Source organism: Ferrovum sp., from assembly GCF_027317285.1.
Classification (GTDB): Bacteria; Pseudomonadota; Gammaproteobacteria; order Burkholderiales; family Ferrovaceae; genus Ferrovum.
In genome coordinates this window covers 22,758-32,981 of the sequence record NZ_DAHVHV010000022.1, presented here as the reverse complement: position 1 = coordinate 32,981, position 10,224 = coordinate 22,758, and the positions used below count along the sequence as shown (strand labels likewise).

The following is a 10,224-nucleotide window of genomic DNA, read 5'->3' as shown; positions in this document are numbered from 1 at the left end:
CGCCAGGGGGCCGGGGATGCCCAGGTGGCCATCGTGGAAATCGGGGGAACGGTGGGGGACATCGAATCCCTGCCCTTTCTGGAAGCCATTCGTCAAATGGCGGTGGAAGCCCCCCGTGAGGAATGCTGTTTCATTCACCTGACCCTCTTGCCCTATCTGCCTTCTGCGGGAGAAATCAAGACCAAACCGACTCAGCACTCGGTCAAGGAGTTGCGCGAGATCGGCATTCAGCCGGATGTCCTGATCTGCCGGGCGGATCGCCCCGTGCCTGCCGACGAACAACGCAAAATCGCCCTGTTCACGAATGTTCCCGTGGAAGCCGTCATTTCTGCGCCGGATGTGGACTGCATCTACCGCATCCCCGGCGGATTGCACCGTCAGCATCTGGACCGCATCGTGTGCCGAAAACTGGCCCTGGAGGTTCCGGAAGCCGATTTGTCCTCCTGGGACGCCCTGGTCGAGGCTTTGGAACACCCCCTGTATGAAGTGAATATCGCTCTGGTCGGAAAATATGTCGACCTGACGGAATCCTACAAGTCCCTTTCTGAAGCATTGATCCACGCCGGAATTCACCAGCGGACCAAAATCCATATCCACTATGTGGATTCGGAGCGTCTGGAAAGCGAGGGCCTGGATACCTTGGCGGGCATGGATGCGGTACTGGTCCCCGGGGGCTTTGGCAAGCGTGGGGTGGAAGGAAAGATTCGCGCCATTCAGTTTGCCCGCGAAGGCCGCCTGCCCTTTTTGGGCATCTGTTTGGGCATGCAGTTGGCGGTGGTGGAATTTGCCCGCCATTGCGCCCAGTTGCCGGAAGCCCACAGCACCGAGTTCATGCCTTTGACCCCGGCCCCCGTGATTGCCCTGATCACCGAATTTCGCACGGCGGATGGGCGTCTGGAACAGCGTTCGGTCCAGTCCGATCTGGGCGGGACCATGCGGCTGGGGGGGCAGGAATGCTTGCTGGAAGAGGGATCCCTGGTCCGCAGGATTTATGGAACGCCCCGCATCGTCGAGCGACATCGCCATCGCTACGAGGTCAACAGCCGGTACGTGGCCGCGCTGACCGAGGCGGGCCTGCGTTTCTCCGGAAAATCGGGGCAGGAGGGATTGTGCGAAATGATCGAATTGCCGGGCCACCCCTGGTTCGTGGCTTGCCAGTTTCATCCCGAATTCACCTCCACGCCCCGTGACGGACATCCCTTGTTTACCGCTTTTGTGGCGGCTGCCCTGGCGCGTCATCAGGCCGTTTCAGAGCCTGTAGCCTCATGAAGATCGCTCATTTTGAAGTCGGTCTCGACCAGCCGCTGTTCCTGATCGCCGGTCCCTGCGTGATCGAATCCCGTGACCTGGCCTTTGAAGTGGCGGGCCAGTTGAAGGAGATGACCAGTTCTCTGGGGATCCCCTTAATTTTCAAGGCATCCTACGACAAGGCCAACCGGAGTTCGGGGAAATCCTTCCGGGGGCCGGGACAGTCGGCAGGGCTGGATATCCTGGCGGACATTCGGCGCGATCTGCAGATCCCCGTTTTGACGGACGTGCATGAGCGGGAGGAGGTGGCCGCCGTGGCTGCGGTGGTGGATGTGTTGCAGACCCCGGCTTTCCTCTGTCGTCAGACCGATTTCATCGCTGCGGTGGCGGCGGCGGGCAAGCCGGTGAATATCAAGAAAGGGCAGTTTCTGGCGCCCGCCGACATGAAAAACGTCGTGGACAAGGCGCGTGCCGCCAGTGGTCGGGACAATATCCTGGTCTGCGAGCGGGGAGCCAGCTTCGGCTATAACAATCTGGTCTCCGACATGCGTGCGCTGGCGATCATGCGGGAGACGGGCTGTCCGGTCGTGTTTGATGCCACCCATTCGGTCCAGTTGCCCGGCGGATTGGGGGGGGCCAGCGGAGGTCAGCGGGAATTCGTTCCCGTACTGGCGCGTGCGGCGGTGGCGGCGGGGGTGGCGGGCGTGTTCATGGAAACCCACCCACGTCCCGAACAGGCCCTGTCTGATGGGCCCAACGCCTGGCCCCTGGGGCGGATGCGCGAGTTGCTGGAAACTTTGATGGCGCTGGATGCTCTGGTCAAACAGCGTGGATTGAGTGAACTGACCCTGTCCCCTTGAAAGGGGTTGGGGCTACCGATTAATTTGAGCAGGTCAAGGACGGGAAAGCAGGCATGAGCGCAATCGTAGAAATCAAGGCAAGGGAAATACTGGATTCACGGGGAAACCCCACGGTGGAAGCCGAGGTGATCACGGAGACGGGCGCGCGCGGTCGAGCCGGCGTGCCTTCCGGAGCCTCCACCGGCAGTCGTGAGGCCATCGAGTTGCGCGATGGAGACGCCGCCCGTTATCAGGGCAAAGGGGTTCTGAATGCAGTGTCCCACATCAACGGTGAACTGTTCGAAGCCCTGGCAGGTTGGGAGGTGACGGATCAGGCCAGAATCGACCAGATCATGATCCAGCAGGACGGGACCGAGAATAAGGCGCGTCTGGGAGCCAATGCCCTGTTGGCCGTGTCGCTGGCGGTGGCCAAGGCGGCGGCAGAGGAAACGGGATTGCCCCTCTACCGCTATCTGGGCGGCGCAACCGCGGTCCAGTTGCCGGTTCCCCAGATGAATGTCATCAACGGGGGAGCCCACGCCAACAATGGCCTGGACATGCAGGAATTCATGATCGTACCGGTGGGTGCGCCGAATTTCAGGGAAGCCCTGCGCTACGGTGCGGAAGTCTTCCATGCCCTGAAAAAGTTGATCGATGGTCAGGGCATGCCGACGACGGTGGGAGACGAAGGGGGGTTTGCCCCGCGCCTGCCCAGCAATGAAGCCGGTCTGGGACTGATCATGCAGGCCATTGAAGCGGCAGGTTACCGTCCGGGTGAACAGGTGGCCATCGGGATCGATTGTGCCAGTTCGGAATTTTACCGGGAAGGGCGCTACCACCTCGAGGCGGAAGGGAAAGTGCTGGACTCTGCTGAATTGGTGGATTATCTGGCCCGATGGGTGGATAACTATCCGATCGTCACGATCGAGGATGGCATGGCCGAGGGCGATTGGGCTGGCTGGAGTCTGTTGACCCAGCGCCTGGGCCGGCGCATCCAGTTGGTGGGGGATGACATTTTTGTCACCAACACCAAGATTCTGGCCGAGGGCATTCGCCAGGGCATCGCCAACTCGATTTTGATCAAGATCAATCAGATCGGAACCTTGTCGGAAACCTTTGCCGCCATCGAAATGGCCAAGAAAGCGGGCTATGCCAATGTCATTTCCCACCGTTCGGGCGAAACCGAAGACACGGTCATTGCGGATATTGCCGTTGCCAGTCTGGCAGGACAGATCAAGACGGGGTCCCTGTCACGTTCTGATCGTCTGGCCAAGTACAACCAGTTGCTGCGGATCGAGGAAGCCCTGGGATCGGTGGCGACCTACGGGGGATCCGCTGTGTTTGCCCGGCGCGGCTGACCGCGGGGTGGAGCCATGTCACCGACCACGATCCGCCTGATCCGCTGGTTGATGGTCGGTCTGATTCTCTCTTTGGGGTATGGATTGATCCTGGGGAAGGGGGGCTGGGTCCGGCGCCAGGATTTGAAGCACCAACTTCAGGGGCAACGGGCCGTGAATCAGGCGCTGGAAAGAAGAAATCAAACCTTGCGCGCCGAGGTGGCGGATCTCAAGTCGGGGTCTGACGCCATTGAAGAACGGGCGCGTCACGAATTGGGGATGGTGCGCCCGGACGAGGTGTTTTACCAGTACTGGACGGTGACGTCACACCCACCGCCGGTGGTCCCTTCTCACTGATTGGCGCTGGACTGCCAGAAGCGCCACCATTCGGGCTTTTTGGCCAGATCGCCCTGTGCGGTCAGGTAATGACTGTTCGGAAAATCCAGTTTGAGGACGCGCACCGTGTCCTGACTCAGGTCCTTGAGCCCCATGGCATCGTAACTGCGTGCCATGATGTCGAGTGCATCTTCCTGGGCGGCGGTGCGGGGATAGTCCCGCAGAATATTCAGAGCCCGATCCGTTGCGGCCAGATAGGCTTGACGGCGATAATAGTAGCGCGCCACAGCCACATCGTTGCGCGCCAGGGAATTGACCAGGTATTTCATGCGGACGATGGCGTCGGGGGCGTAACGGCTGTTGGGGAAGCGGGTGATCAGGTCACGGAAGGCGTCGAAGGAATCCTTGGTGGGCTTTGTGTCCCGCTGCACCAGATCGCTGTCGGTGTAAATGCCAAAAATCCCCAGGTCGTCGCTAAAGTTGGCCAGCCCCTTCATGTAATAGGCATAGTCCACGGCAGGGTGATTGGGGTGCGCCTTGATGAACCGGTCGGCTTCGCTGACCGCCGAGGCGGATTCATGTTGCTTGTAGTAAACGTAAATTTGCTCCAGTTCGGCCTGAGTGGAATAGGTGCCGTAGGGGTAGCGGGATTGCAGGGATTCGTAGAGTTTGGCAGCCTGCTCATAGTTGCCTTCCTGCAGGTCTTTCTTGGCTTCGCTATGGAGTTTGGCTGCCGACCAGTTTTTGGTGGGGTCATCGGCTTTTTCCATTTCGCTACAGCCCACCAGGGCCACGACGAGAGTCAGGGCAACATTTCGGAGTACACTGCAGTGTTTCATGAAAATTCTCACCATGCAATCTTCCCATTATAACAGTCCTGAAGAGAATGAACCGCTGGAATTGACGGTTCCCGTGGAATGCGGGGGGCTGCGTCTCGACCAGGTGCTGGCCCGTCTCTTCCCCGACTGGTCACGGTCGCGCTGGCAGGTTCAGATCGAAGCGGGACGGGTTCGGCTGAATCAGGGATTGGCGCAGCAGAAGACGCGCGTCTGCGGGGGGGAAAACCTGTGGCTGGAGACCGAGCCGGAAGTTTTTTCGGAAGAAGTCGTCCCGGAGGATCTCCCCGTGGAAACCGTGGCGCTGGAAGAATCCTTCAGGGTGATCCACAAACCTGCGGGTTTGGTGGTGCACCCGGGGCATGGCAACCGGCATGGAACGCTGCAGAATGCCTTGCTGTTTCATGACCCGGCGGTGGCGCAGGTGCCCCGCAGCGGCATCGTGCACCGCCTCGACAAGGATACCAGCGGGTTGATGGTGGTGGCGCGGACGTTGGCGGCCCATGGAGAGCTGGTGCGCCAGTTGCAGGCACGCACCGTGCACCGACATTATTGGGCGCTGGTTCAGGGCCAGGTGCCGGCGGGCGGGCGGATAGAAGTGCCCGTCGGCCGCCACGCCACGCAGCGTACCCGCATGGCGGTTACGACGGCAGGGCGCCCCGCCGTCACGCACTACGAGGTGGTACGGCGCCTGTCCTGTCACACCCTGCTGGAATGTCGTCTGGAAACCGGGCGTACCCACCAGATCCGGGTACACATGCAGCACCTGGGGTTTCCCCTGGCGGGAGACCCCGTCTACAAGGGTAAAAGTATCGCGCTCGATGAGCGCAGCAGCGCAGCGTTGCGAGACTTTGGGCGACAGGCCCTGCATGCGTTTCATCTGGGCTTCCTGCATCCCGATACCCGGCAGCCCTGCGCCTGGGAGATTCCCATGGCCGCAGACATGGCCCGATTGATCCAGGTTCTGGAAGAAGCCACCCATGCGTGAACGAACCGTCACGCCCCTGCCGGGAGGACCGGCCGATTGGCCCGCCCCTCCCTGGGTCCGGACCTGGAGCACCCGACGGGGTCCGGATCTGGGCTTGCAGGGGTCAACGGCCCCCGAGTTGGTGCACCAACACCGACAATGGTTGGCCCAAACCCTGCGGATACGGCCGTGGTGGCTGACCCAGGTGCACGGGGTCGAGGTCAGAACGGATCGGGACGAGCGGGAAGAGGGCGCAGATGCCGCCGTCACCCGGCAGACCGGCATCGGATGCCTTGTGTTGACGGCAGATTGTCTGCCCGTGCTTTTCTGTCATGAACGGGAACCCGTGGTGGGCGCGGCACATGCGGGATGGCGGGGTTTGGCCGCCGGCGTGCTGGAGCATACCCTGCAGGCCATGGCAGTGGACCCCGCAGGGGTCCTGGCCTGGCTGGGACCGGCCATCGGGCCACAGGCCTTCGAGGTGGGCGCGGAAGTGCGCGCGCACTTTCTCCGCTCTCAGCCCGAAGCCGGAGAGGCCTTTCGTCCCGGCCAGGAGGGGCGATGGTGGGCGGATCTTCCGGCGCTGGCGCGCCTGCGCCTGGCCCGGTTGGGAGTCACCCGGATTTATGGCGGGGGGCATTGTACGGTCCGGGAAAACGAACTGTTCTACTCCTACCGGAAGGAGGGGCCGGGGGCGGGGCGCATGGGGCACGTCGTCTGGATGGCGGAGCAGCCATGAGATGGGGTTGGGAAGCGTATAATGGGACGGTTATCTTTCCGATGCTCATCTCATGACACCGTTGATGAATTCCATGCTGGCAGGGGTGGTGGCCGGCGTATTATCGATGCTCTGCGCGGCATTGGTCATTTACACTGCCCGCCCCGCCTGGGTTCCCATGTTGGTGAGTTACGCCATCGGGGCCTTGCTGGGCGCTGTTTTTCTGGAGATCCTGCCCCACGCCTTTCAGCATGAGGCCAGTCCAGAAGCGGTTTCGGCCACGGTGCTGGTGGGGATCCTGGTTTTTTTTCTGCTGGAAAAACTGGTGCTCTGGCGTCACGTTCATGTCCATGATGCAGCCGGACTGGAAGCTCATGCCCATGCCCACGCCCATGAACCCCAGGGGCGGACGGGCGCCATGGTGGTGGTGGGGGATTCGGTCCATAATTTCGTGGATGGCATCATCATCGCCGCTGCCTTTGTCAGCGATACCCGTTTGGGGATGGTGACGGCGCTCGCCATCATTGCTCATGAACTTCCCCAGGAAGCAGGAGATGCCCTGGTCTTGCTGCATTCCGGAATGTCCCGTCCGCGCGCCCTGGCTTTCAATCTGTTTTCCAGCATGGCTACCCTGGTGGGGGCGGTCATCGCCTGCCTGGCGCTGCAATCGCTGCAGAAATGGGTTCCTTATCTGTTGGCTCTGGCCTCGGCCAGCATGATCTATGTGGCGGTGGCCGACCTGATTCCCGGGTTGCATCGCCGGGTGGATCTGCGCACCTCAGCCCTGCAGGTGGGGTTGATCGTACTCGGCGTGGCTTCCATTCACTGGGCTCATGTGCTGATTCTGGAGTGAAGACGCGGCGGAGATGTTTTCGCCTTGCTGCTGCAACGTGTGGAACAACCGGGTGATCTGGTCCAGATGGTGTCCCATCAGATCGTGCAGGGAGGGTTCATCGCTGGCCGGGTAGGGGGCCGGGAGGTCTGTACCGGCGGGATCCTGCGGGGGGTGTTCGAGAACGTAACGCAACCCCTGTTCCAGATAATGGCCGAGAAAGCGCTGCATGCCGTTGCCATAGGAGCGAATCATCCGGGAAAGCATTTCGCAACTGAAGAGGGGGGACTTGCCCAATTCCTCTTCCAGGATGATCTGCATCAGGATGCAGCGGGTCAGGTCCTGTTGGGTTCTGGCGTCGATGACCTGAAAGGGGGCCTGTTCGAGGACCAGCGTTTTGACTTCGCAAAGCGTGATATACCGCTTGGAGCACATATCGTACAAGCGCCGGTTGGGGTATTTCTTGATCACTCGCAGGGCTTCCATAGGCTTTGTCCTGTGTATGGTGCAGCACAATAGGGGCATTATTCCATGAATCGGGGATGATGGTGGGGTATTTAATAAAATATTAATAAAACAATGAGATGATTCCGATGTTCCAGGCAGGCCGGCAATGTTGCGGTGCAACAAATAAATGTTGACAAGAAACTTTTGCTCCGGTAATCTTGAAATTGTGCGCTGCAGCATAGGCGAGCCGGGGTGTCAGACCCCCTGATTTTCTGACCCGAATTTTGTCTCCTCCTCCTTTATTGCAAAGGTTTCCTTTCGATAGAGGCTTCAACCCGCAGAACAGACTCTGCGGGTTTTTTTTGTCCTCTGCTACCATAGGGGCAAGGGGTTCTGCGTTCCAGTGGGGCCCATTGACCAGTCCAAGGAGTTTATTGTGGTGAACCGTCAACCTTCTTCTTCCGTGCCGCGCGTCGGTTTTGTCTCCCTGGGGTGTCCCAAGGCACTGGTGGACGCCGAACGTATCCTGACTCAGGTCAGGGCTGAGGGGTATGAGGTGGTGGGGGATTATGGCGGGGCGGACGTGGTAGTGGTGAATACTTGCGGCTTCATCGAATCGGCCATCGAGGAGTCCCTGGAGGCCATCGGAGAAGCGCTGGCGGAAAACGGGCGAGTCATCGTGACCGGCTGCCTGGGGGCTCAGGCGGGCAAGATTCTCTCGGCGTATCCGCAGGTACTGGCCATTACGGGACCCCACGACCAGGCGGGGGTGATGCAGGCCTTGCACGAACATCTGCCGCAGCGTCATGATCCCTTCACCAGTTTGATTCCGCCCCAGGGGATAAAACTGACTCCGGCACATTACGCCTATCTCAAGATTTCCGAAGGATGCAATCATCGCTGCACGTTCTGTATCATTCCTTCCCTGCGCGGTGACCTGGTCAGCCGTCCGCTCGGGGAAGTCTTGCAGGAGGCGGAACACCTGGTCCAGGCCGGGGTTCGGGAATTGTTGGTGATTTCCCAGGATACCAGCGCCTATGGCGTGGATGTGCGGTATCGAACGGGCTTCTGGCAGGGACGCCCCCTGCGCACCCGCATGACGGAACTGGCCCGTGCCCTGGGCCAGATGGGGGCCTGGGTGCGCCTGCATTACGTTTATCCATATCCCCATGTGGACGAGTTGATTCCCCTCATGGCCGAAGGGCTGGTTCTGCCCTATCTCGACGTTCCCCTGCAGCATGCCAGCCCGCGTATCCTGCGGGCCATGAAGCGGCCGGGGGATGTGGAGCGGACCCTGGAGCGCATCCAGGCCTGGCGTCGTGACTGTCCCGACCTGACCTTGCGCAGCACCTTCATCGTGGGTTTTCCTGGGGAAACGGAAGAGGACTTCAGGCAATTGCTGGATTTTCTGGGAGAGGCCCAACTGGACCGGGTGGGCTGTTTTGCCTATTCTCCGGTGGAAGGGGCTACCGCCAATGCGCTGCCGGATCCCGTGCCTGCTGCCCTGCGCGAAGAGCGCCAGGCACGTTTCATGGCGTGCCAGGAGGAGATCAGCGCCCGGCGCCTGCAACGTTTCGTGGGGCGCGATTGTCAGGTGCTGGTGGATGAATTGACGCCCGAGGGGGGCGCCGTGGGGCGCAGTGCGGCCGATGCGCCGGAAATCGATGGCATCGTGGCCATTGCCCCCGGCGCGGGATTCAAGGTCGGCGAGTTTGTGACCGTCCGCATCGAAGAGGCCACGGCCCACGACTTGAGCGGCTTCAGGGTGGGTCATGCCAACTCATAAGACGTTGGTGGTGCCGGGCCTGTTTCCGGCCTTGCCCGATTCGGAAGTGCCGGCTGTTCCGGGGTTGGAAAAAGCCTGGAGTCAGGGGGACCGGGAGGCCTTTAAGCGGCCCCTGACGCTGGCCCAGTGGCCGCCCGACGGAAAAACGACCTCGGAGAGTGTGCGGCGCGCCCGGGAAACGGGAGTTTTTCACACGGCTCCCCACTGGTTATGTGCGGACCCCATTCACCTGCATGTGGAAGGGGACGGGTTGATCTTGCACGATGATTATACGTTTGGGCTGAGCGCAGAAGAAAGTCGCGGGTTGCGGGAAGATCTCAACGCCCATTTTGCGGTGGATGGCCTGTATTTTCATGAGGTGACGCCGACCCGCTGGCTGTTGGGGCTTTCCACGCTCCCGGAAATCGAGACGACGCCTCCCCTGCAACGGGTTGGGCGCAATATCGACGGTCACTTGCCGCGCGGGGCCCAGCGCGGTCTGTGGCAAGCCCGCTTCAACGAGATCCAGATGGTCCTGCACGACCATCCCCTCAACCAGGCGCGCGAGGCGCGGGGACAGCGGGTGATCAGCGGGGTCTGGTTATGGGATGAAGCGTGCACCGAGCCGGTACATGAGGTGGTGGAGAGTTTGCGTGCCCCTTCTGCCTATGGCGACGCGGAGGGATGGGTGGCCGCCCTCGAGGACTTTTTGGAGACGCACTGGCGGTACTGGCAGGCCCAGTTGCGTCAGGGAACCCTCGAAACCCTGACTCTGGTAGCGCTGGAAGGACGCTTCAGTGGACAGGTGGTCCTGCGCCATTCCCAGCGCTGGCGGTTCTGGCGTAAAGTCCTGCCTCTGATGCAGATGCCAGGCGTTCGTCCCTTGCGCGAATCCTGAT

General features: G+C 61.0%; 11 protein-coding genes. 9 read left to right on the top strand and 2 right to left on the bottom strand.

Annotated elements, in window-relative coordinates; genetic code table 11:
- From pyrG to ftsB, 4 genes are all read left to right on the top strand, one after another.
- Window positions 1–1,269: CTP synthase (pyrG, locus tag M6F29_RS06545; protein WP_298158033.1), on the top strand; the 1,269-nt coding region annotated here is incomplete at its 5' end.
- A complete protein-coding gene (gene kdsA, locus M6F29_RS06540; protein ID WP_298158032.1) occupies window positions 1,266–2,108 on the top strand; it encodes a 3-deoxy-8-phosphooctulonate synthase in 843 nt (280 codons plus the stop codon). The genes pyrG and kdsA, both read left to right, overlap by 4 nt.
- A 53-nt stretch (window positions 2,109–2,161) precedes the next feature.
- Window positions 2,162–3,445 carry a phosphopyruvate hydratase gene (gene eno, locus M6F29_RS06535; protein WP_298158031.1) on the top strand — a complete coding sequence of 428 codons (1,284 nt, stop codon included), beginning with the start codon at window positions 2,162–2,164 and terminating at the stop codon, window positions 3,443–3,445.
- Between the two features lie 15 nt (window positions 3,446–3,460).
- Window positions 3,461–3,781 (top strand): cell division protein FtsB, encoded by a 321-nt coding sequence (gene ftsB / locus M6F29_RS06530; RefSeq protein WP_298158030.1) that lies wholly within the window; start codon window positions 3,461–3,463, stop codon window positions 3,779–3,781.
- On the opposite strand, the gene bamD is transcribed toward ftsB, so the two are convergent.
- Window positions 3,775–4,599, bottom strand: a complete 825-nt coding sequence (bamD, locus tag M6F29_RS06525) for an outer membrane protein assembly factor BamD (protein ID WP_297481548.1) — start codon at window positions 4,597–4,599, stop codon at window positions 3,775–3,777. The two genes, ftsB and bamD, sit on opposite strands and share 7 nt — an antisense overlap.
- Between bamD and M6F29_RS06520 the strand changes: the two genes are divergently transcribed.
- From M6F29_RS06520 to M6F29_RS06510, 3 genes are read left to right on the top strand one after another with little or no spacing between them, the layout of a single operon-like run.
- Window positions 4,598–5,584 (top strand): RluA family pseudouridine synthase, encoded by a 987-nt coding sequence (locus tag M6F29_RS06520; protein ID WP_298158029.1) that lies wholly within the window; start codon window positions 4,598–4,600, stop codon window positions 5,582–5,584. The two genes, bamD and M6F29_RS06520, sit on opposite strands and share 2 nt — an antisense overlap.
- The gene (pgeF, locus tag M6F29_RS06515; protein ID WP_298158028.1) at window positions 5,577–6,302 is read left to right on the top strand and encodes a peptidoglycan editing factor PgeF; all 726 of its coding nucleotides are present in this window, start codon (window positions 5,577–5,579) and stop codon (window positions 6,300–6,302) included. The genes M6F29_RS06520 and pgeF overlap by 8 nt, the downstream gene beginning before the upstream one ends.
- Window positions 6,303–6,354: 52 nt before the next feature.
- Window positions 6,355–7,134, top strand: a complete 780-nt coding sequence (locus M6F29_RS06510) for a ZIP family metal transporter (RefSeq protein ID WP_297455767.1) — start codon at window positions 6,355–6,357, stop codon at window positions 7,132–7,134.
- On the opposite strand, the gene phaR is transcribed toward M6F29_RS06510, so the two are convergent.
- Entirely contained in the window at window positions 7,060–7,599 is a 540-nt protein-coding gene (gene phaR, locus M6F29_RS06505; protein ID WP_298158027.1) for a polyhydroxyalkanoate synthesis repressor PhaR, read from the bottom strand. The genes M6F29_RS06510 and phaR overlap by 75 nt on opposite strands.
- A 400-nt stretch (window positions 7,600–7,999) precedes the next feature.
- On the opposite strand from phaR, the gene rimO reads away from it, so the two are divergent.
- Both rimO and M6F29_RS06495 read left to right on the top strand, forming a co-directional pair.
- On the top strand, window positions 8,000–9,346 hold the full coding sequence (gene rimO, locus M6F29_RS06500) for a 30S ribosomal protein S12 methylthiotransferase RimO (protein ID WP_297455771.1): 1,347 nt from the start codon (window positions 8,000–8,002) through the stop codon (window positions 9,344–9,346).
- Window positions 9,333–10,223, top strand: a complete 891-nt coding sequence (locus M6F29_RS06495) for a hypothetical protein (protein WP_298158026.1) — start codon at window positions 9,333–9,335, stop codon at window positions 10,221–10,223. Before rimO ends, M6F29_RS06495 begins: the two co-directional genes overlap by 14 nt.
- Window position 10,224 lies beyond the last annotated feature (1 nt).

Excerpts from the sequence above, each read along its gene's own strand:
- kdsA (WP_298158032.1), top strand. The coding sequence starts at position 1,266 with ATGAAGATCGCTCATTTTGAAGTCGGTCTCGACCAGCCGCTGTTCCTG.
- eno (WP_298158031.1), top strand. The coding sequence starts at position 2,162 with ATGAGCGCAATCGTAGAAATCAAGGCAAGGGAAATACTGGATTCACGG.
- ftsB (WP_298158030.1), top strand. The coding sequence starts at position 3,461 with ATGTCACCGACCACGATCCGCCTGATCCGCTGGTTGATGGTCGGTCTG.
- M6F29_RS06520 (WP_298158029.1), top strand. The coding sequence starts at position 4,598 with ATGAAAATTCTCACCATGCAATCTTCCCATTATAACAGTCCTGAAGAG.
- bamD (WP_297481548.1), bottom strand. The coding sequence starts at position 4,599 with ATGAAACACTGCAGTGTACTCCGAAATGTTGCCCTGACTCTCGTCGTG.
- pgeF (WP_298158028.1), top strand. The coding sequence starts at position 5,577 with ATGCGTGAACGAACCGTCACGCCCCTGCCGGGAGGACCGGCCGATTGG.
- M6F29_RS06510 (WP_297455767.1), top strand. The coding sequence starts at position 6,355 with ATGACACCGTTGATGAATTCCATGCTGGCAGGGGTGGTGGCCGGCGTA.
- phaR (WP_298158027.1), bottom strand. The coding sequence starts at position 7,599 with ATGGAAGCCCTGCGAGTGATCAAGAAATACCCCAACCGGCGCTTGTAC.
- M6F29_RS06495 (WP_298158026.1), top strand. The coding sequence starts at position 9,333 with ATGCCAACTCATAAGACGTTGGTGGTGCCGGGCCTGTTTCCGGCCTTG.